Source organism: Microvirga lotononidis, assembly GCF_034627025.1.
Taxonomy (GTDB): Bacteria; Pseudomonadota; Alphaproteobacteria; order Rhizobiales; family Beijerinckiaceae; genus Microvirga; species Microvirga lotononidis.
On sequence record NZ_CP141050.1, the window covers coordinates 613,351 to 633,309 of the forward strand.

At 60.6% G+C, this 19,959-nt stretch carries 16 protein-coding genes and 2 pseudogenes; 12 read left to right on the forward strand and 6 right to left on the reverse strand.

Features of this window, described 5'->3' with window-relative positions; genetic code table 11:
• Positions 1 to 13 precede the first annotated feature (13 nt).
• From U0023_RS32540 to U0023_RS32560, 5 genes are all read left to right on the forward strand, one after another.
• Positions 14 to 4,471 (forward strand): autotransporter domain-containing protein, encoded by a 4,458-nt coding sequence (locus tag U0023_RS32540; protein ID WP_322883871.1) that lies wholly within the window; start codon positions 14 to 16, stop codon positions 4,469 to 4,471.
• Between the two features lie 92 nt (positions 4,472 to 4,563).
• Positions 4,564 to 5,190, forward strand: coding sequence for an LbetaH domain-containing protein (locus U0023_RS32545; protein WP_083861315.1), 627 nt, complete (start codon positions 4,564 to 4,566; stop codon positions 5,188 to 5,190).
• A 181-nt stretch (positions 5,191 to 5,371) separates the two neighbouring features.
• On the forward strand, positions 5,372 to 5,758 hold the full coding sequence (locus tag U0023_RS32550) for a tautomerase family protein (protein ID WP_009489901.1): 387 nt from the start codon (positions 5,372 to 5,374) through the stop codon (positions 5,756 to 5,758).
• A 186-nt stretch (positions 5,759 to 5,944) separates the two neighbouring features.
• Complete coding sequence (locus U0023_RS32555; RefSeq protein WP_245272880.1) at positions 5,945 to 7,267, forward strand: MFS transporter; 1,323 nt, start codon at positions 5,945 to 5,947, stop codon at positions 7,265 to 7,267.
• Between the two features lie 766 nt (positions 7,268 to 8,033).
• On the forward strand, positions 8,034 to 8,339 hold the full coding sequence (locus U0023_RS32560; protein ID WP_009489897.1) for a hypothetical protein: 306 nt from the start codon (positions 8,034 to 8,036) through the stop codon (positions 8,337 to 8,339).
• Between the two features lie 374 nt (positions 8,340 to 8,713).
• Here U0023_RS32560 and U0023_RS32565 read toward each other — a convergent pair.
• Positions 8,714 to 9,903 (reverse strand): IS3 family transposase gene (locus U0023_RS32565; RefSeq protein ID WP_407667448.1). Its coding sequence is split into 2 segments (ribosomal slippage): positions 8,714 to 9,651 and positions 9,651 to 9,903, totalling 1,191 coding nucleotides; the frame shifts between segments, so codons are not numbered across the junction.
• Positions 9,904 to 10,000: 97 nt separating this feature from the next.
• On the opposite strand from U0023_RS32565, the gene U0023_RS32570 reads away from it, so the two are divergent.
• Positions 10,001 to 11,103 (forward strand): IS3 family transposase gene (locus tag U0023_RS32570; protein ID WP_085985140.1). Its coding sequence is split into 2 segments (ribosomal slippage): positions 10,001 to 10,262 and positions 10,262 to 11,103, totalling 1,104 coding nucleotides; the frame shifts between segments, so codons are not numbered across the junction.
• A 419-nt stretch (positions 11,104 to 11,522) separates the two neighbouring features.
• Here U0023_RS32570 and U0023_RS32575 read toward each other — a convergent pair.
• From U0023_RS32575 to U0023_RS32585, 3 genes are read right to left on the reverse strand one after another with little or no spacing between them, the layout of a single operon-like run.
• Positions 11,523 to 12,308 (reverse strand): Protein of unknown function (DUF3624), encoded by a 786-nt coding sequence (locus U0023_RS32575; RefSeq protein WP_009489887.1) that lies wholly within the window; start codon positions 12,306 to 12,308, stop codon positions 11,523 to 11,525.
• Positions 12,309 to 12,351: 43 nt separating this feature from the next.
• Entirely contained in the window at positions 12,352 to 13,008 is a 657-nt protein-coding gene (locus U0023_RS32580) for a hypothetical protein (protein WP_009489884.1), read from the reverse strand.
• Positions 12,977 to 13,483, reverse strand: coding sequence for a GNAT family N-acetyltransferase (locus U0023_RS32585; RefSeq protein WP_083861314.1), 507 nt, complete (start codon positions 13,481 to 13,483; stop codon positions 12,977 to 12,979). Before U0023_RS32585 ends, U0023_RS32580 begins: the two co-directional genes overlap by 32 nt.
• Positions 13,484 to 13,622: 139 nt before the next feature.
• Between U0023_RS32585 and U0023_RS32590 the strand changes: the two are divergent.
• Positions 13,623 to 14,252 (forward strand): annotated as a pseudogene (locus U0023_RS32590) (IS6 family transposase); the annotation flags it as partial.
• 58 nt (positions 14,253 to 14,310) lie between these two features.
• Positions 14,311 to 14,670: pseudogene (locus U0023_RS32595) on the forward strand (molecular chaperone HtpG); the annotation flags it as partial.
• 179 nt (positions 14,671 to 14,849) lie between these two features.
• Here U0023_RS32595 and U0023_RS32600 read toward each other — a convergent pair.
• Positions 14,850 to 15,131: a hypothetical protein gene (locus U0023_RS32600; protein ID WP_009489880.1), complete on the reverse strand. Its 282-nt coding sequence runs from the start codon at positions 15,129 to 15,131 to the stop codon at positions 14,850 to 14,852.
• A 223-nt stretch (positions 15,132 to 15,354) separates the two neighbouring features.
• On the opposite strand from U0023_RS32600, the gene groES reads away from it, so the two are divergent.
• Together groES and groL are read left to right on the forward strand one after the other, a co-directional pair.
• On the forward strand, positions 15,355 to 15,669 hold the full coding sequence (gene groES / locus U0023_RS32605; protein WP_009489878.1) for a co-chaperone GroES: 315 nt from the start codon (positions 15,355 to 15,357) through the stop codon (positions 15,667 to 15,669).
• Positions 15,670 to 15,714: 45 nt separating this feature from the next.
• On the forward strand, positions 15,715 to 17,364 hold the full coding sequence (gene groL / locus U0023_RS32610) for a chaperonin GroEL (protein ID WP_009489876.1): 1,650 nt from the start codon (positions 15,715 to 15,717) through the stop codon (positions 17,362 to 17,364).
• Positions 17,365 to 17,549: 185 nt separating this feature from the next.
• On the opposite strand, the gene U0023_RS32615 is transcribed toward groL, so the two are convergent.
• Positions 17,550 to 17,870, reverse strand: coding sequence for a hypothetical protein (locus tag U0023_RS32615; RefSeq protein ID WP_009489874.1), 321 nt, complete (start codon positions 17,868 to 17,870; stop codon positions 17,550 to 17,552).
• A 1,020-nt stretch (positions 17,871 to 18,890) separates the two neighbouring features.
• On the opposite strand from U0023_RS32615, the gene U0023_RS32620 reads away from it, so the two are divergent.
• Together U0023_RS32620 and U0023_RS32625 are read left to right on the forward strand one after the other, a co-directional pair.
• A complete protein-coding gene (locus U0023_RS32620; protein WP_009489870.1) occupies positions 18,891 to 19,424 on the forward strand; it encodes a winged helix-turn-helix domain-containing protein in 534 nt (177 codons plus the stop codon).
• Entirely contained in the window at positions 19,396 to 19,956 is a 561-nt protein-coding gene (locus U0023_RS32625; RefSeq protein ID WP_083861334.1) for an IS630 family transposase, read from the forward strand. Before U0023_RS32620 ends, U0023_RS32625 begins: the two co-directional genes overlap by 29 nt.
• Positions 19,957 to 19,959: the final 3 nt, after the last annotated feature.

The window sequence follows — 19,959 nt, forward strand, 5'->3', positions numbered from 1 at the left end:
ACGTATCGGCAGCATGCCGGCATTAATTGGAGGCCTCAAGGTGCTTTTCCGCTCCCCAATACTAGGTCCCGTCTCGACGGCAGCTCTTCTTCTGGCACTCTCCGGCAATGGCTGGATGAACTGGGCCCAAGCACAAAGTGTATCAGTGTCAGGTGACGTCGATCCAAACTTCTCTGGATCGGTGCCCTCTTGGTCAGTTGGCGGCGAGCTCCGTATCGGATGGTCTGGCACTGGCACGGTTCTCATCGAGAATGGTGGATCCGTCGACAGTGGTGAGGGGATACTCGGCCGCCGTCAGGGCTCGTCCGGAACGGCGACAGTCCGCGGTGCTGGATCGTCCTGGACCAACACTTGGCTCCAGGTCGGGATGGAGGGTGTGGGCACCCTGAACATCGAGAATGGCGGTGTCGTCCATAGCGATCGTAGCTTTGTCGGCCTCTTCTCGACAGGGTTCGGCACCATAGTGGTGAACGGCACAGGCACCAGATGGGACAGCAGCGAGCTCTATGTCGGTTATCTTGGGATCGGCCAGTTAGCCATTCAAAACGGCAGCACCGTTTCTTCGGGAACCGCTATGATCGGTGCGAGCGAGGGGGGGAAAGGCACTGTAACGCTCAACGGCTTAGGTTCTACCTGGAACACTAATTCACTTGTCGTGGGCTCGCAAAGCACCGGCGATCTGACAATTGCGAACCGCGGCGCGCTCACCACGGACACTGTTTCTCTGGGACAGGAAAGCGGGATATCCGGCACCGTGACGGTGCGTGGCACTGGCTCGACATGGACCAACGACAGAACTTTTGTCGTCGGCGAGAAGGGCACCGGCATTCTGACCATCGCAGACGGTGGTACCGTTAGCACCACGTTCGGCACAATCGCCCAGGGGGGCAGCTCTTCCGGCACCGCGACGGTCAGCGGGAATGGCTCCGCATGGAATATCATCACCCCCCTTGGCGTCGGTTTCGATGGCAATGGCACCCTCCTGATTGAAGACGGCGGACATGTCGCCAGCAGTGGTGCTTTCATTGGGGCGAGGGCCGGATCGCAAGGGCTGGCAACAGTCACCGGTGCCGGATCCCGATGGACAAGTCCCGATGAGTTCTTCGTCGGCTTGAGTGGACAAGGCCACCTGACGGTGGCGGATGGTGGCAATGTCTCGAGCCAGATCGGCTATCTGGGCCGCTTTGCGGGCTCTTTGGGCACGGCAACGGTCAGCGGGAACACCTCCAGATGGACGAATACCGACGATCTGTTTGTTGGCTACGAGGGTAGGGGTGATCTCTCCGTCGAGGCTGGCGGCGAGGTCAGCGCCGGCACAGTCTCAATCGGCCAAGGTAGCACGCTCCGGGTCGGCACGGGCGGGCAAGCCGGCAGGCTTGCAACCCCGGTCGTGAGCAATGCCGGAGCGCTTGCTTTCGATCACTCTGACAATGTCAGCTTCGCGGGCGCGATCTCAGGGGCGGGCACGCTGACGAAGAGCGGACTTGGCCGTCTGACCCTCACCGCAACAAACACCCACGTGGGGGCGACCACCGTGGCGGGCGGTACGCTCATGGTGGATGGCTCGCTGGCGAGCAGCACTATCCAAGTGCAGTCGGGCGCTACCCTCACCGGATCGGGCAGCCTCGAGGGCGACGTGACCGTGGCAGATGGCGCGACCTTGTCCGGCGCGAGCGGTCGAACCCTCGGCATCGGCAGTGTGGCTCTGAACTCCGCTGCCACTCTTAAGGTGGAACTCAGCTCCGGCAGCAACGATCCGCTTTTCGACATCGCGCGCGGTCTGACCTTGAATGGCTATCTCACCGTCGGCGAGAATTCAGATCTGTCAGGGGCAACGAGCTATGATCTCTTCCACTATGGCGGCATGCTTACCAGCGCTCCCCTGGTCATCACCTCAGCCCCCATTGGCTACAAGCGGTCGAATTTCGTCCTCGACACCAGTTCGGGCAAGGTGACGCTGAACCTGATCGATGCGATGGGCCAGCAATACTGGTCCCAGGGATCGGGTCTCTGGACCAGCTCCGGCTGGAGCAATCCGAACGGCAGCCTCCTCACCCAATGGGAGGGGGATACAGCCGTGTTCCGCGGTGGCGGCGGAACGGTGACAGTGGGGAGCACTCAGAACTTCTCCGCCCTGCGCTTCGAGGCGGATGGCTTCAGAATCGTGCCCGGCGCAGGCGGAGCCCTGACCATTGCAGGAGCGCGTGGCGACGTGCGGGTGGAAAGCGGCCGCACCGCCACCATCGCCACTCCGATCAGCGGCACGGGGCAGCTGGCCAAAGGCGGCGCCGGCACGCTCATCCTGTCTGGCGTCAACACCTATCAGGGCGGCACTTGGCTCGCAGCAGGCACGCTGGGCATTGGCTCGGATGACAATCTGGGCCATGCCTCCGGAAGGCTGGCCATCGAAGCTGGCGCAACGTTGCGGGCGCTGGAGGATCTCGGCTCGGGGCGCGGCATCACTCTTGGGCTGGGAGGTGGTATTCTGGATACCGATGCTCATACAGTCACGTTCTCCGGCGCGATTGATGGCGTCGGCTCCCTGACCAAGCTGGGCACCGGCACGCTCAACTTGTCAGGTCAGAACACGTATAAGGGCGGCACGGCCGTCAGCGCCGGCACACTGATCGGGACTGCTGCGAGCTTTGGCTCCGGTCTTATCACCAACAACGCTGCCCTGGTGCTAGACCAGGCGACAGATGCCACTCTTGCCAACGCCATCGCTGGCACGGGACGTCTGACCAAGTCCGGTTCGGGCCACCTGGACCTGACCGGCATCAGCACCTTGTCGGGCCCAACCTACGTAGAAGCCGGGCACTTGGCGGTGAACGGCTCCCTTACCGCCTCGCCGGTCACGGTGGCCGGCGGCACGCTCGGCGGCTCCGGCACCATTGCTGGCCTCGCCGTGCAGAGCGGCGGCACGGTGGCGCCGGGCAACTCGATCGGCACGCTGTCCGTCAACGGCAATGTCTCGTTTGCCCCCGGCTCGGTCTTTGCGGTGGAGATCAACGGTGCCGGTCAAAGCGATCGCCTCGCCGCCACCGGCACCGCGACGCTGTCCGGCGGCACGGTGATGATCCTGCCCGATCAGGGCATCAATTTCCTTGAGAATTCGCCCTACACCATCGTGACCGCACAGGGCGGCGTGAGCGGGCAGTTCGCCGGCACCCAGAGCACGGAGTTCGCCTTCATCTCGCCGACGCTGGGCTATGCCACCAACGCGGTGACCCTGACCATGGTGCGCAAGACCGACCCGAACCCACCCCCACCAACCACGCCAACCCCGCCGCTTCCGCCGACCCCGCTGGCCTTTCATTCGGTGGCGGTGACGAAGAACCAGTACCGTACCGCCGACGCCATCGAGGCCCTGCGGCCCGGCCACCGGCTCTACAACACCGTGCTCGGCGCCAGTGTCGCTGGCGCTCGGCAGGCGTTTGATGCGCTCTCGGGTGAGGCGCATGCCTCGGCAGCCTCCGTGGCCTATGGCGATGCCGCACAGGTGCAGAACAGCATCCTCACCCGCCTGCGCCAGCCGCTGACCTCCCGCCTGCCCACCTTCGTGCAGGACTCCTACACGGCCGCTTACGCGGCCGATGCGCCAGGAGCGACCTTGCAGCCTGTGGCAGTGGTGCCCGCGTTCGATCCCCGTCGCTTTGCCCTGTGGGGCGAGGGCTTCGGCTCCTGGGGCAAGATCGGCGGCAACGGCAATGCCGCGGGCCTCGACAGCTCCACCGGTGGGTTCATCCTCGGCGCCGACGCGCAGGTGGCGGAGGCCTTCCGGCTCGGCCTGGCCGGCGGCTTCACCCGCACCACCTTCGACATCGACGGCCGGCTCTCCTCCGGCTCGAACGAGACGGTGTTCGGCGCACTCTACGGCTCAGGCTCCTGGGGCAACGTCACTCTGCGCGTCGGCGCCTCCTATGCCGGCCATGACATCGACGCCCAGCGTCAGGTGCAGTTTCCCGGCTTCAGCGATCAGGTCAGGGCCTCTTATGATGGCTGGACCGCGCAGGCCTTTGGCGAGGTGGGCTACCGGATGGGCCTAGGCCCGGTGCAGCTGGAGCCGTTCGTTGGAGCCTCGGTGTTGCGGCTGCACACCGACGCCTTCCAGGAGGAGGGCGGGCCCGCAGCGCTCACCGGCTCCGCCCGGGATCAGGATCTGGCCACCACGACGCTGGGCGTCCGGGCCGAGGCCCGCCTGAGCGACACGGTTCCGCTGATCGTGCGCGGTCTCATCGGCTGGCGCCATGCCTATGGCGACGTTGAGCCCGAGGCTTTGCTCGCCTTCAGCGGCGGTGCGTCGGCCTTCGCGGTGGCGGGCACGCCGATCGACCGCAATGCGCTGGTGGCGGAGGCCGGGCTCGACTGGCAGATTACTCCCGACATGACGCTCGGCGCCGCCTATGTGGGCCAGATCGGTGAGCGGGCGCAGGAGCATGCCCTCAAGGGTAACTTCATCTGGCGGTTCTAAGTCTACCCCATACTTCGAAACGACGAGCGCAGCACTTCCTCAGAGAGCTGAAGGGCTGACCCAGGCGTTCTCGATTTCGGATAACCCGATGGATGGAACTGCGGATGCGTGTCGTTGCTGACCATATCGCAAATTATGCCACATCACCCCTTGCAGCCTTCTTTTCGTGGATGCCTTGGGAGTTGACGGCACAGGCCGTTCAAGCCGTCGAGCAACTCCTACCCGGCCTTGATGCAGAGTATGAGTTGTCCGGAAACATCGCGGTCCATCGTACTGCAACCATTGAGAATGGCGCGACACTAAAGGGGCCGGCGATCATCGGCCCTGGCTGCTTCCTGGCCGCCGGATCGTTGGTGCGCGGTGGGTGCTGGCTGGACCGGAACTGCATCATCGGCCCCGGCGCTGAGCTCAAATCCTCATTCCTGTTCGCCGGGTCGCGGCTGGCCCATTTCAATTTTGTCGGGGACAGCATCCTCGGGACGGACGTGAACCTCGAGGCTGGCTCCATCATTGCTAACCATCGCAATGAGCTTCCTGACCCCGCCATCAGGATCCTCTACGAGGGGACAGTGATTGAAACGGGCGCCGTGAAGTTCGGCGCCATTGTTGGGGATGCCTGTCGGATCGGAGCCAATGCGGTTCTTGCACCCGGGACGATCCTGCCAGCAGGGGCCATCGTCCAAAGGCTTTCTCTCATCGATCAGCAGCCCCACACGTAACCACTGGCTGAGGGTGAATTTCGGGCAAGCGCCTTTGTGGATCGGCCTGAGGTACTCCATCGGATAAGACGGGCTTTCAAGAAACTTGATAGGTCAGATCACGAAATCCGCTCTAGCCAACAAGTCGCCTGCTGCACGATCATCGGCAGGACGAAGCAATTTGCCGTAGGTGCCACAACAGATGCCAGCGACACGAATTGGAACGCGCCGGGGATGGCTTGGAAATCGTCGGGGCGAGCTTGTTGAAGCTGTTCAACGGGCTTTGCAAACCGGCCTTCTCATCCCTGATAATGATCGGTGCATCCGTCTCACCGAGTATGACGACGATGCGATGCTTGCGCCTCCTGAGAAGGGGCCTTCCTATCTGCTTATCGAAGTCACGTTGTTCTCAGGTCGGTCGGTCGAAGCCAAGAGACGCCTTTACGCTGCCTTGGTCGAGGAGCTCGAGCCATTGGGCATACCGGCGGGCGATATCAAGACAATTCTGATCGAGGTGGACTCGGTCAATTGGGGTCTTCAAGGGGTTCCGGCGAGTGAGATCGATTTGGGCTACAAGATCGACGTATAGGGCACAAATTGCCGATAAGCCCCCTTCATCGGCCTGTTGGCCGCTGTCGCAGCCAGCCGGCTGATCAAGATCCGGGCTGCCGGTATCAGTGGGTCAGGCTGATGCAAACGTTGAAGAAGGAGTTTGGTGCGTCAACGCTCGCCTATGGGAGCCCCGTCACGCTGTGATTGTCGAAGACGGCAGCGGATGGCTTGGTACTTTCGCCATGCCGCTGAAAAGGTTGAGTTGAATATTCAAGATCGGTTCCACGCCTCGCAGACGATGCTCCATTGGATTGCCTCGCCCCCGAGAGCACGCCGTCGTTTCAACTGGGTAGGAGACTGTATGCGACCTTTGAATGCCGTGTGTGCCTACGTCCTGTTCACGTTCCTATCATTCACCTTGGTGGGAATCGGGATCGTGCTGCCGGCGTGGGTCGCCTTCGAGGCGGGTGGCTCACCACTGGTCGGGTGGGTTCTTCTGGCCTCGAGCCTGTCCGGCGTGGTGCTGGCACCGCTTGCAGGCCACCTTACCGATCGCGGCAACCGGAACCGGCTGGCGATGGTTGGACAGGCCCTCCGGTCGCTGGGCATGGCCGTCACCGCCGCCGCGGCGGTTCTGCCGGAAATCCCAGCGGCGGTTGCGCTGGTGGCAGCGGCGGTCATGGGGTCGTTCGGATTCGCCGTCCTGTCGGGATCGTTGAGCGGCATCCTTCAGGATCTCATCCCCGCAGAGCGTCGGACCAGCTTCGTGCTCCGGCTATCCGTTGCCCGACAGGTCGGGATTGCCCTCGGAACAGGAATCGCGGGGCTTGCCATTCACCAGATCGGGGCCAGCGCCACCGCCATCAGCTTCGCAGTCATCGGCAGTGCTTGCATCCCGCTGCTGCGGTACGTGCCGGCAACGACCATTGCCCCTGGGACGTCCGCGCAGCAGGGCCTGGTGGCGGCCAACCTCAAGGCATTCCGGTATCTGGCAGAGTACCCTCAGTGCATGATCGCTGCGATCACCGTGGGCATGGCGTACGCGGTTGTGCAGGTCACCAACCTGCTGCTGCCTGGTTTCGTGGCCGACAGCCTCCATGGCGGCAGCGCACTGTTCGGAACGCTGGAGATGACGGCGGCTATTGCCGGTGCGGTGTCGGTGATGGTGGCTTCGACCGAACGGATCGCCCGGTTGCTCCAGGAGCGTACCCTGGCGGTGCTGGCCGCAGCCGGGCTCGCCTTGGTTGCCTTCTCCTTCGCGACGGCAGACTGGGGGGCCACCATTGTCTATGCCCTGGCCGGCATCTTGTGGAGCCTCGCGCGAGCGCTGGCCAATGCCTACCTGCTTCTAGTGGTAGACAATGCAATGATGGGTCGGGTCCAGGCGTTCACGACCCTCATCACGAGTGCCTGTGGCGGACTGATCTTTCTTCTACCGACCCTCATTCCTGCGGCCACAGAGGCTGGCCTCTATCTCGGGTGCGGTATCGCGATCATAGCCTGTGCAAGTAGCCTAAGGATTTGGAACTCAAGGCATTCTCGCTGAACGGCCGCAGGACCAGCCCTTTCGGCTGGACGTCCAGATCAAATTTATCTGATGACGGTAGTATAAGCTCGGACCATTCCTGTGTGCCCAACAAGGGCGTCAAAGCTCGCGAGCCGTCGAAAAGCGCCGCAGCTCGGGATTTGCGAGCGCGATTGATGTGATAGCCAGAACGCAGGACGCCCCCCGATGACCAGCACAGCGGCCGGAGGCAGATACGTCGCCATAAAGCCTGCCCGAAAGTTTCCAATTTCGGGGCCGGCAAGTCCTGCAACATGCTCAACAGAGCTTAGACGCCCCCGGTACTCATCGGGTGTGGCTATTTGAATGAGCGCGCTTCTGGCTATGACCGCAATCGTATCCGCGGCACCTGCGATCGCCAGGACGGCGAGGATGCTCCACAACTCCCCTGTAAGCCCGGCTCCGAGCAAGGCAGCCCTCCAACAGAAAGCTGCGGCGAGTTGAACCTTACCGAGATCCGGCCGGCGTGTGAGCCAGCCGGAAGAGACAGAAGTGGCCACGCCGCCAAGCGCCACTGCGGAAAGAAACAGCCCGAGTTCGAAGAGTTTAATCGACAAAACTCAAAGTAAGTGATTTCACTGAGGAAGGTAGGAGAGGGCGCTACGGCCTTCGGCCTATCTGGCTCTACTCGCTTCGCTCACCGAGCCGCCTACGACGTCTCGGCCATCCGGTAATGATCCAGGCGCGGACCTGAGCCACATCGAGGGAAGGGGTGGGTGATCCTCCCCGCATCTTTGGAGGCAGCAGCGTGTTCACGTTCCTAGCTCAGTTCTTCCTCGGAGAGCCGCCATCGCCGCAGCAGACCTATGGTCTCGGGCCGGTCTATCACTCGCCAAACCTCCATGCGTTCTTCATGTTCGGGTTCATCCTGTTCTGCATGTGCATGGTCCCGGTTGTCCTTAGCCTCTGGAACCATCGGAGGCAGGGATGGGCGGTTGCCCTCGGTCTGCTCCTTGTTGTCGGAGCGGCCCTCGCATCAGGCGGCATGTATGCTAGTGGGTACTCGGAAGCGAAGTACCCGCACCTTCAAAGGGTCGCGGCTAAGGGCTTTTAAGCCGCCTTCGGCGTCACGAAAGACGATCTAGGCGCGGACCAGGGCTACAACAAGAAACGGGGGCACTCCCCTCCATCTGGGGCTGTGATGAGTTTTTGGAAAGGTTGCATGGGTTGGGGACATTGGGCTTTTGTTGGCGGCTCCTGTTGCAGGAGGACTGCTGGAAAGCAGTTCGCAATCTCGAAGAGCAAAGAAAGCCTCTTGAGGAAAATCATTCAGCAGAGTGCAAAGCGGTTCCAGCTCTCAGAGAGTATCTCGCCGCCCTGAAACGTCCGAAGTCGTAAACTGTTAATTCACCATTAGCCGGACCATCTAGGTGGAGGAATAAGGCGCTTTGCTTCGCTCTAAGTGAGTGATGACCTGCCACCGAAGCTTCATCCAGTGGCGTTTAGAGCCTCGACAGGTGATACGCCGTGTGGCGCGACAGGAGCAAGGGGCCAGCGCGCGGAGCCTGTCCGTTGCGCAGCGCGATGGTCCCTTGCGGTTCGTAGGGCGTGGGAGAACGCTTTCGGTGTCTGATAGCCCAGGGAAGAGTGGGGTCTCTCCGTGTTGTAATCCTCGACCCAGGCCGCGATCAGCTCGCGGGCATGATCCAGTCCGAAGAACAGGCTCTCGTTCAACAGCTCATCGCGCATGCGGCCGTTGAACGACTCGATGTAGCCGTTCTGCATCGGCTTGCCTGGGGCAATGTAATGCCACTCGATCCGGTGCTCGGTGCACCAGGTGAGGATGGCATTCGAGGTGAGTTCGGTGCCGTTATCGGAAACAATCATCCCCGGCTTGCCACGTCGCTCGATCAGGGTTGTCAGCTCCCGGGCAACCCGCTTGCCTGAGATCGAGGTGTCGGGGATCGCCGCCAGGCACTCCCGTGTCACGTCATCGACGACGTTCAGAATGCGAAAGCGCCGGCCGTTCGCGAACTGGTCATGGACAAAGTCCAGCGACCAGCGCGCATTGGCCTTCGCCTCCACCAGAATGGGCGCTCGCGTGCCGACCGCCCGCCGACGTGCCTGACGTTTGCGCACGCTCAGACCCTCCTCGCGGTAGAGGCGGTAGATCCGGTTGAGCCCCGCCGTCTCGCCCTCACGCCGAAGCAGCACGAACAGCCGCCGATAGCCAAACCGACGCCGTTCCCGCGCCAGGTCACGCAGGCGGCCGCGCAAGACGGCATCGTCCGGCCGGCATGAGCGGTATCGGATCGTGCTCCGGTCAGCCCCGATCAGGGTACAGGCCCGCCGCTCCGACAGGCCGAAGCTGGCCTGCAGGTGCACGACGGCTTCGCGCTTCGCGGCGGGCCCTACCACTTTTTTGAGAGGAGATCGCGCAGAGCCGAGGCATCGAGCATCGCCTCGGCCAGCAGCTTCTTCAGTCTGGCGTTCTCGTCCTCCAGCGCCTTGAGGCGCCGGGCATCCGAGACTTCCATGCCGCCGTACTTGGCCTTCCAGTTATACAAGGTGGCTTCCGACATGCCGTGCTTGCGGCACAAGTCGGCCGCCTTTGCCCCGGCCTCCTGCTCCCGCAGGATCCCGATGATCTGTTCTTCCGTAAACCGTGAACGCTTCATGGTCCGTCCTTATGATGATCTGATCCCTAAAAACTGGACCAGTTTGGGTTAGAGTTTTCCGCGGTATTTTCCCTGGCTGGGAAGGAGCGGAAGACCCATGAAGGCAGCACGGTTCACGGACGCCCAGAAGGCGTTCATCCTTAAGCAGGGCACGGATGGAACGCCCGTAGCGGAGATCTGCCGCAAGGCCGGGATCAGCCAGGCGACCTACTTCAACTGGAAGAAGAAGTATGACGGGCTGCTGCCGTCCGAGATGAAGCGCCTGAAGCAGCTCGAGGACGAGAACGCCCGTCTCAAGAAGATCGTCGCGGATCTGACGCTCGACCGCGAGATGCTGCAGGATGTCATCAAGCGAAAGCTTTAAGGCCTGCTCGCCAGCGCGAGCTCGTGGCCGGGATGTGCCGGGAGTGGGCGGTGTCGATCCGCAGAGCCTGTGCGGCTCTTCGGTTTGACCGCTCCACCCACCACTACAAATCCCGCCGCACCGAGCAGGCCGGTCTCAAGGAGCGCATTCGTGACATCTGTCAGACGCGAGTGCGCTATGGCTATCGCCGTGTTCACGTCCTGCTGGAGCGGGAAGGCTGGGGCACGAACATCAAGCGGACCTATCGCATCTACCGGGAGCTGGGCATGCAGCTGCGCAACAAAACACCCAAGCGGCGGGTGAAGGCCAAACTGCGGGACGACCGCCAGGTGGCCGTGGGGCCCAACGACGTCTGGGCGATGGACTTCGTGCATGACCAGCTGGCCACCGGCAAGAAGATCCGGGTGCTGACCGTGCTCGACACCTTCTCGCGCTACGTGCCGGCCCTGGACCCGCGCTTCAGCTACCGCGGCGAAGACGTGGTCGCTACCCTGGAGCGGGTCTGCGGGCAGATCGGCTATCCCAAGACCATCCGGGTGGATCAGGGCTCGGAGTTCGTGTCGCGGGATCTGGATCTGTGGGCGTACCAGAAGGGCGTCACGCTCGACTTCTCCCGTCCGGGCAAACCGACCGACAATGCCTTCATCGAGGCGTTCAACGGCCGGTTCCGGGCGGAGTGCCTGAACCAGCATTGGTTCCTTTCGCTTGCGGATGCTCGCGAAAAGCTGGAGGATTGGCGTCGATACTACAACGAGGAACGGCCCCATGGTGCCATCGGGAACAAGTCCCCGATTGTGCTGACGAAATCGGGTGACGCAGCCAGCCCGTCACCCTGATCAACGCCGGAAAACTCTAACCGCAGGTGGTCCAAAATCCGGGAGCGGTTCAATGATGGGCCGGACTCTAACTCCAGTTGGAGGGAAATCTCAGGGGCAGGTCAAAATCTGCTCAGCTTCTCATTTTGTGCTTGTGACAACTCTAAACGTTCGTTTTGACCCGCTCTACGACCCATTCAATTTGACGGCGCTCCGGGCTCCCCTTTGCGGGAAATTTCTCTGCCACTCGTGTAGTGGACGCATCACTTGGGACTGATGCCCAGGAGAGAACTTGCCTACTCTGCCGCCATGCTCCTGAAATTTAGAGCCTCGGACTAGCGTCGAAGGTCGCCGGCATTCAGGTTGTTTTCAGCCATCGAACCAAGAGGTGATTACTCGTTCGTATGCTTTGCCCGTCCTAAAGTCTTTATCTCCGCTGGCTATGCGCTGCGGAGAAAGAAATAGAATTCAGGAGGTTCTCCCGTTTCTCGCTCTTCCGATGCCACAGATGGCAATCTTCCGACATCCACCAAATTGCGAGTTGAGCGCGCCCCTACACCAATCCTGAATCTCCCCTGCTGATCAGTGACAGTGGAGAGTGACTCCCCGCCAGGCAGCACTAAACGGACGGTTTCTCCGCTCAAAGGTGCTCTCGTGCGCACGTGGATGAGCTGTCCGCTGACTGTAAAGGTAGGCATCGAAGCAAGCCGCACAAGATTGCGAACCTCGGTTAGGGATACGCCGCAAGGCGTGCTGCAATCGCTGCGATAACCAGCTGCGGAGCCACAGCGGCAAACGCCACTCGGATTGCGGCAGCAACTTGTCAGTTCATACCTGCCCCTGCCGGGAAGGCCGGCCCTACCACCACCGGGAAGATCGGCGGCGAAGGTAAACGTGGTTCCAAAATTAGTAGCGCCTGCAAAGCCGAAGGACAGAACTAAGGCTTTCCCCAGCTCGCGCCGAGAGAGACCGCTCCGAGGATGCACTTTATCGTCGACGGCGTAAGAGGCCGTCTTCAGCGCGAAAACAATGACATGTGTTACCCATAATGACGTAAATAGAACTGAGGCCGCAATGCAAGCCAAAAAGACATTTGGAAACGGCAGTACAAAGCTAATGGCTGTTGCCGCCCACCAGAGAAATGTCAGTCTAAACGCCTGTCGCATACAATTCTGGCAGTGGCCGAAATTTTTCCACAGAAGCATAACAATCCGGTTCATAAACATGTTGTCTCTCCATTGAAGAGATACTGTGTTTTTCTTGCTGTTGCTAAACTTGCTCTTCGTGCTGCAGCACCGCACAGCCGTCCGCAACAGTTTCCATGCTGTCTCCGTGATTCACTGCGGAGGGATGCGAGAACCGGTTGCCATCTTTGCCGGCGAAAAACCGGTACAGGTACATAACATGCGTTTCCCCAGTTGGGTCTGTGTTGAAGCTGTACGAAACGCCGTTCGGAACGTAAAACCAATCTCCTGGGCCAAATACTTCATTTCTGTATTTTATGTACCCCTTCGTCACGATACGAAGGCTGCCCCCCGGATCTCCTGGCTCATTTTCGTGGTGCACGTGAGGGGTTACGGTCGAAGCAGCGGGAAAAATTACTTGAAGCACTCGCACTTCTCGCATGTCGATTGGTAGCTGCCATTTCATTATTCCAGCAGCAAACGGAGTATCGACACGTAAACGGATCTTTGCCTCTTCAGCGGCCGAGTCATGGCTGGTTACAACTCGGTCGCTGTAGCCTAACTCCCTAAGTTCGTCCGATGTGTATGCCTCTCGAACAACACCGTATCCGCGAAGTTGATCGCGAGTGTATAAGCGTTTTTCGGGGTCGAACCTCAGTCGCCTAACTAGCGCCGCCCTGCGAACGGTTTCAACTTCTACGTCGGTGAGTTCAAAAATCTCCTCTATTGACTTGTGGAACATTGCTGTGTCCTCCCATCAGTTTAGTTGAAAATTGATATTTCATCTCAACTGTCATCTCTGTAACGCCAATTCTTTCGAAGCCCAACTTTTTGTAAAACTCAACTGCTGCAGTTTCTTTAAGGGCTTCCAACTGGACAGACCTGCCGTTTGATGCTGCGATGTCGATGATTTCACGTAGTATTGTTGAACCGATTCCCCGCCCTCTAAATCGCTTAGCAATGTATAAGTTCTCCAGAATCACCTCTGCTCGGGCCGTCCTAGTAGATAACCATCCGACGCAAGATGAACCGAACTGGATGACCTTTGTCATCTCTGGGCGCCAAATGGTACGAAACTTCTGCTGCTCTTGTACTTCATCCCAATGTCCACCAAGGAACGGGGTAAGCACGGGACGGCAGTGATCAGAGTAAAGTTTCCACGCGAAAGGGATGTCGTCGTCGGTCGCGTCACGAAGACTAAGCGTGGATCTCGTCATTCGATCACCTGCGAGCCGCCTTATCAGAGTTTATCAGATACAACTGTGCGTTCACATACTACATAGTAGAGCTTCGACATCTTTAGGAGTATGTCTTAGAGACCTTGTCCAGCCTGAGAGTGCAATCAAGCTGTTGTGATTGAGCCTGCGCGATCTCAAGGAGATGATGGCGGAACGCGGCATCTCCGTTGATCACACGACCATTTATCGCTGGACCGTTCACTATGCTCCGCTCCTGCTCGAGCAATTCAATCGGCGCAAGCGCCCGGTCACCGGCAGATGGCATGTGGATGAAACGTTTATCAAAATCCGTGGGCGTTGGATGTATTTGTACCGCGCCATCGACAGCAATGGTAACACCGGGGAATTCTGCTTCAGCGAGCGGCGCAACCTGATTGCTGCCAAGCGGTTCCTGCGCAAGGCACTCAAGCGGCATGGACGACCTGAGCGGATTGTGATCGACGGCAGCCAGACCAACCGCGAGGCGATCCTGGCCTGCGATGCGGAAAGCCGGCTCCAGGACGGATCAGGACGTCAGTTGAAGCCGATCCGGATCCGAAGAAGTGCCTACCTGAATAATCGCATCGAGCAGAACCATCGTGCTATCAAATGCCGGGTTCGACCGATGCTCGGATTTAAGTCGATGACGTCCGCTCGAGCGATCCTGGGCGGTATTGAGATGATCCACATGATGCGAAAAGGACAGGCGAAGTATGCCTGCCGTTCGCAGCGATCTCTCGCCGAGCAGTTTGACCTGCTCGCCCTATAGGCGCACGACGAGGCACCTGTTCCCTCCTCATCCTTGCTGCGCGTTTGCAACAGAACCATTCATTGCCGGTCTCAAGGCAGCGCTCGGCGAGGTAGTCTCCGATGTCCGTGCTTCCGACCGGCTCACCGAAAGCGCTGTTTGCCTGGTTGCACCTGAAAGTGGCATGGATCGCCAGCTGGAGCGTTTGCTGGCGAGAGCGGGGCAATTGCCATCAGCCGCTAAGCCTATTCTCGAAATCAATCCGCGCCATGACCTAATCATTGCCTTGGCAAGGCTCGATGATGAGGAGCAGAGCCTATGTGACGACGTTGCACATCCGCTCTTGGATGAGGCGCGCATCCTGGATGGAGAACTCCCGGCTGATGCCAAGGCATTCTCGCAACGTCTCGCTCGAGTCATGCGGCGGTCTGCTCCCTGATCAGGGGGCGCGCGTGGGCGCTCAGACACCGTATCGCAGGTCCTGCCTCGATTGCCGATCAACAGGGCCGGCATCCTAGCCCTGGTAATACAGCGCGCGGTCTCTCATATGCCGACTGCCGCAAAGTGATGTTTATACCGGGAAGTTGCCCTCAACGTAGCTGCTGAAGCGTATGATGTTCAGTTTCCCTTGATCCGCTGGAGCCCCTCAGCCGCAACTGGATCCACTCGTAAGATTGGGTGCCCACCCGAGGAGCGACGCCGTGAAAATTGCAGCCGCTCATAACCGCCGCTCTCTAGAGGCAAAAAGTAAAGCCCGCCTGTTTCGCCCTTTAGAAAACAGCGCAACCCAATGTAGAAGCTTTCCTCGTAGCCCTTCACAGCCCGACGAATGGCGGGATGAACGACAAGGGTGAGGCTCTTGCTCTCGCAGACCTCTTCGACGCTTTCGAAACTCAACACGGCTGAACCTCGCTGCAAAGGCGGTTGGTCAGCCGCCATTGAGGGTCAACGCGTCTACTAGGCTGCTGTTCGCCCCAAGCTCAGCTTATCCACTAAGGGATGACCTTGCCTCACCAAAAACCCTGGGCTATCACTTCGTTCTAGCACTCTCATGCGTCGAGTGCTAATCGTGCTGCTCGGCGCAGACGAGTGCCCCCAATTCCGAGAACAAGGAGGCACACCCATGACCTTTCGCCCATTACATGACCGCGTAGTCGTCCGCCGCATTGAAGCCGAAGAGAAGACGGCCGGCGGCATTATTATTCCCGATACTGCCAAGGAAAAGCCGCAGGAGGGCGAAGTCGTCGCCGTCGGCCCCGGCGCCCGTGACGAGAACGGCAAGGTTGCCGCCCTCGACGTGAAAGCCGGCGACCGCGTCTTGTTCGGCAAGTGGTCCGGCACCGAAGTGCGGATCGATGGTCAGGATCTCCTGATCATGAAGGAATCCGACATCATGGGCGTGATCGAGCAGTCCGCCGAAGCGCAGAAGGCCGCCTAAGACAGCCTCAACCCTCACAAGATCAACGCAACAGGATTTCAGATCATGGCTGCCAAAGACGTCAAATTCTCCTCTGATGCCCGCGAGAAGATGCTGCGCGGCGTCGACATCCTCGCCAATGCTGTGAAGGTCACCCTCGGCCCCAAGGGCCGCAATGTGGTGCTGGAAAAGAGCTTCGGGGCTCCAAGGATTACCAAAGACGGCGTCACCGTCGCCAAGGAGATCGAGCTCTCCGACAAGTTCGAGAACATGGGCGCCCAGATGGTGCGCGAGGTCGCCTCGAAGGCGAGCGATGTAGCGGGAGACGGCACCACCACCGCGACGGTCCTGGCCCAGGCCATCGTGCGCGAGGGCGCCAAGTCGGTTGCCGCCGGCATGAACCCGATGGACCTCAAGCGCGGCATCGATTTGGCCGTAGCGGAAGCCGTCAAGGACATCCAGGCTCGCGCCAAGAAAGTCGCCTCGTCCGAGGAGATCGCCCAGGTCGGCACCATCTCGGCCAATGGCGATGCCTCCATCGGTGAGATGATTGCTCAGGCGATGCAGAAGGTCGGCAACGAGGGTGTCATTACCGTCGAGGAAGCCAAGACTGCCGAGACCGAGCTCGATGTGGTCGAAGGCATGCAGTTCGACCGCGGCTACCTGTCTCCCTACTTCATCACCAATGCCGAGAAGATGATCGCTGAGCTTGAGGATCCCTACATCCTCATCCACGAGAAGAAGCTCTCGTCGTTGCAGTCACTGCTGCCGATCCTCGAGGCCGTGGTGCAGACCAGCAAGCCGCTGCTGATTGTGGCGGAAGACATCGAGGGTGAGGCGCTCGCCACCCTCGTGGTCAACAAGCTGCGTGGCGGCCTGAAGATCGCCGCCGTGAAGGCTCCGGGCTTCGGTGATCGTCGCAAGGCCATGCTCGAGGACATCGCGATCCTGACCGCCGGTCAGACGATCTCTGAAGACCTCGGCATCAAGCTCGAGACCGTCACCCTCGACATGCTCGGCCGCGCCAAGCGCGTCCGCATCGAGAAGGAGAACACCACGATCATTGATGGTGCTGGGTCTACGCAGGACATCGAGGCCCGGGTTCAGCAGATCAAGGCACAGATCGAGGAGACCACCTCGGACTACGACCGTGAGAAGCTCCAGGAGCGTCTGGCCAAGCTCGCAGGCGGCGTCGCGGTGATCCGCGTCGGCGGCTCGACAGAAATCGAGGTGAAGGAAAAGAAGGACCGCGTCGACGACGCGATGCATGCCACCCGCGCTGCGGTGGAAGAAGGCATCGTCCCCGGCGGCGGCACGGCCCTCCTGCGCGCCAAGGCTGCGGTTGCCAAGCTCTCCAGCGACAACCCGGACGTGAAGTCCGGCATCAACATCGTGCTGCGCGCGCTTGAGGCTCCGATCCGCCAGATCGCTGAGAACGCCGGCGTTGAAGGCTCCACGGTGGTCGGCAAGATCAACGACAACACCTCCTCCGACACCTTCGGCTTCAACGCTCAGACGGAAGAATTCGTGGATTTGCTGCAGGCTGGCATTGTCGATCCGGCCAAGGTCGTCCGCACGGCTCTGCAGAATGCAGCGTCGGTCGCTGGTCTCCTGGTCACCACGGAGGCCATGGTTGCCGACGCGCCGAAGAAGGAATCTGCTCCGGCTATGCCAGGTGGTGGCATGGGCGGCGGCATGGGAGGCATGGACTTCTAAGTCCTGCTCCCACCATCCTACTGGAAAGGCCTCGGACTACTCCGGGGCCTTTTCGTTTGTGTCGTGAATTCTCTATAGGCGATCATACAGGCGAAGATTGGACGGACAGGTGCGCCGCACTACACGGGCTGTGAGACCAGGTCACTACCGTTCTTCGTCCGACCGCGCCTGAGGCAGTGATCGCGTCAGCGCTTGTTCAGCAGGACCACGTTGGATCCAGCCGTGTTAGTGCTCTTAGCCGGCTTGGACCTGCTGAGGACGGCGGGCGAGACGTTCCACCTCTGCCCAGTGTCAGTGATCACCGTCACAGTCTTCTTGTTGTAGCGCGTCAGCATGCCCTCAAGTTGACCCTGGCCGGGAGGATGGAAACTGACTCGGTCACCAATCTTGAACTCCAGCATCTCCACATGGGCGCGCATCTGGTCGAGAAAGCGAAGGCGCTCGACGATACGGTGGTTGAGATCGATCAGCTCGGCCTCGGTCAGCTGGTCAATGTCGATCGTCATAGCAGTGCCCTCGATAAAAGCTGGGCTGGGACCAATGAGCGACTGTCTGGCCAGAGAATCTGCATGTCAAGGGCGCGATGCTCCCTCCAAGCATTGTCGTGCAGAGCGGCTGTGATGCATGAATCGGAGCGGCAGGTCCGTAAGCGCCGTCAGAAAATTTGGTTATTCGTCTCTGCCGGAAGCTAAAGTGCGTGCTCGTGTGCGGCGACGAGGGGCCTCAGTTCTTCTATCTGCAGGTCTTCTTGCAGGCGCAGATACCCGCTTATGACCATCACTAGCACTGCCCGTCCGGACAGCAGGAAGTCGGCCTTTGGGAGCGACAGTCCGGTTCTTTTCGTGAGGACGCTGTGCATTTGACGAGTGCTCATCGAGAAAAGTTCGACAAGCGGCAAAGTCAGCTAACACTGCTGGTGGACACTCAATCCCCTGTTGCTCGGCAAGCGACTGAGCATAGCGCACCATTGCTTCACTCGGAGGACGCGGCCCCGCCTGCGGAGCGTCCTTTGCAGGCCCAGATGATCGTTGCGGGGCATGCTGGTCAAGGAAGGCTCGACAGATTGCACTATTGCTTTTGAGCCCGCGGGGGAGCTTCAGGCCACGCTGGGCAGCAATAGATGTCGCGAAAGCAATCATCGCCTTTGTTGGGGGCTTCCCATCCGCTGCGGAAGGCGTTGGGAGATACGATGGATCAAGAGCAACAGCGCCCGACTGTCCGATCGTCGTGATCAGCTCCCTTACACGGCTTCGGGTTCGCTCCTGATAGGCTGTGGCTCTGCCGATCGCCTCAGTTCGCGTGGATGCACGCCCGATCTCAGCCAGATCCGCCTCGAACATCGCCCGGCCAACCGGGTCGCCATAGCTAGGAAAAACACAGCGGACAGCTGCAATGAATGCGAGACCAACTTCCGTCACCTGGATCGGCGGGTCCTTATACCCAGCCAGGGAATTGCTGACTCGGATTTGCGTCGGGGCGCCTGACGTGATTCACTGCGGAGCGGGGGCGTTGTTGAGGGGATCAGCATGGCTGCCCTCCGGATCCGCCAGGACTACTCACCATCCGACTTACGCCAACGGGCTGCTCGTGAGAGGGACACCCGGGCCAGCCTGCGGTTGCTGGCCATTGCCAATGCGCTTGAGGGCATGACCCGAACGGAGGCCGCCCGCCTGGCCGGCATGGAACGTCAGGCTCTGCACGATGCCATCCTGCGCTTCAATGCCGAGGGACCGGACGGTCTGCATGACCGCCATCGTTCCGGTCGCCCGGAGCAGCTCAGCCCTGGTCAGCAGGCCGCTCTCAAGGCCCACATCCTGCACGGGCCGGAGCCCGAGCGCGATGGGGTGAGCGCCTGGCGTCTGGTCGATCTGTGCGAGTACGTCGAGCGGACGTATGGCGTGAGCTACAGTGAGTGGGGGCTCTCGTGCCTGCTCAAGCGGCTGGACCTGTCACGGCAGAAGACCCGGCCCTCGCACCCGAAAGGCAATCCGGCCGCCCAGGCGGCGTTCAAAAAAGGAGCTGCCCTCAGCGCTGCAGGCCGTCGCGGCAGAGCATCCTGAGGCGCGTCTTCAGCTCTGGTGCCAGGACGAAGCGCGCTTTGGCCAGAAGGGCCGGACCACCCGCGTTTGGTACGAGCGTGGGGTACGTCCGCCCGGCGTGGTCGATCAGCGCTTCGAGAGCTTGTACCTGTTTGCCGCCTGCCGTCCCGGCACGGATGAGACCTTCGCGTTGGCTCTGCCGCGGGTGAATGCCGACGCGATGACGATCTTTCTGGAGCAGTTTGCCCGGCAGCTCGAACCCGGCGTACATGCAGTGCTCGTGCTGGATCAGGCTGGCTGGCACGACGCGCGGGCCTTGCACGTGCCAGAGACGATCACGCTGTTGCCTTTGCCGCCGGCGTCACCCCAGCTGAACCCGGTGGAGCGGGTCTGGCTCTACCTGCGTGAGCGCTATCTCTCGCATCGGATGCTCGACGATTATGAAGCCGTGTTGGACGCGGTCTGCCGCGCCTGGAACCGGCTCCTCGACGAGACAGGCCGTCTCACAACATTGACGGCCTACCCGTATCTCACTGCGTCAGGAATTCCATGAGCG

Bases quoted from the DNA above. Each gene is read 5' to 3' on its own strand.
- U0023_RS32555 (WP_245272880.1), top strand. From the start codon at position 5,945: ATGGCTTGGTACTTTCGCCATGCCGCTGAAAAGGTTGAGTTGAATATT.
- U0023_RS32580 (WP_009489884.1), bottom strand. From the start codon at position 13,008: ATGTTCCACAAGTCAATAGAGGAGATTTTTGAACTCACCGACGTAGAA.
- U0023_RS32540 (WP_322883871.1), top strand. From the start codon at position 14: ATGCCGGCATTAATTGGAGGCCTCAAGGTGCTTTTCCGCTCCCCAATA.
- groES (WP_009489878.1), top strand. From the start codon at position 15,355: ATGACCTTTCGCCCATTACATGACCGCGTAGTCGTCCGCCGCATTGAA.
- U0023_RS32575 (WP_009489887.1), bottom strand. From the start codon at position 12,308: ATGTTTATGAACCGGATTGTTATGCTTCTGTGGAAAAATTTCGGCCAC.
- groL (WP_009489876.1), top strand. From the start codon at position 15,715: ATGGCTGCCAAAGACGTCAAATTCTCCTCTGATGCCCGCGAGAAGATG.
- U0023_RS32550 (WP_009489901.1), top strand. From the start codon at position 5,372: ATGCCAGCGACACGAATTGGAACGCGCCGGGGATGGCTTGGAAATCGT.
- U0023_RS32615 (WP_009489874.1), bottom strand. From the start codon at position 17,870: ATGACGATCGACATTGACCAGCTGACCGAGGCCGAGCTGATCGATCTC.
- U0023_RS32585 (WP_083861314.1), bottom strand. From the start codon at position 13,483: ATGACGAGATCCACGCTTAGTCTTCGTGACGCGACCGACGACGACATC.
- U0023_RS32545 (WP_083861315.1), top strand. From the start codon at position 4,564: ATGGAACTGCGGATGCGTGTCGTTGCTGACCATATCGCAAATTATGCC.
- U0023_RS32620 (WP_009489870.1), top strand. From the start codon at position 18,891: ATGGCTGCCCTCCGGATCCGCCAGGACTACTCACCATCCGACTTACGC.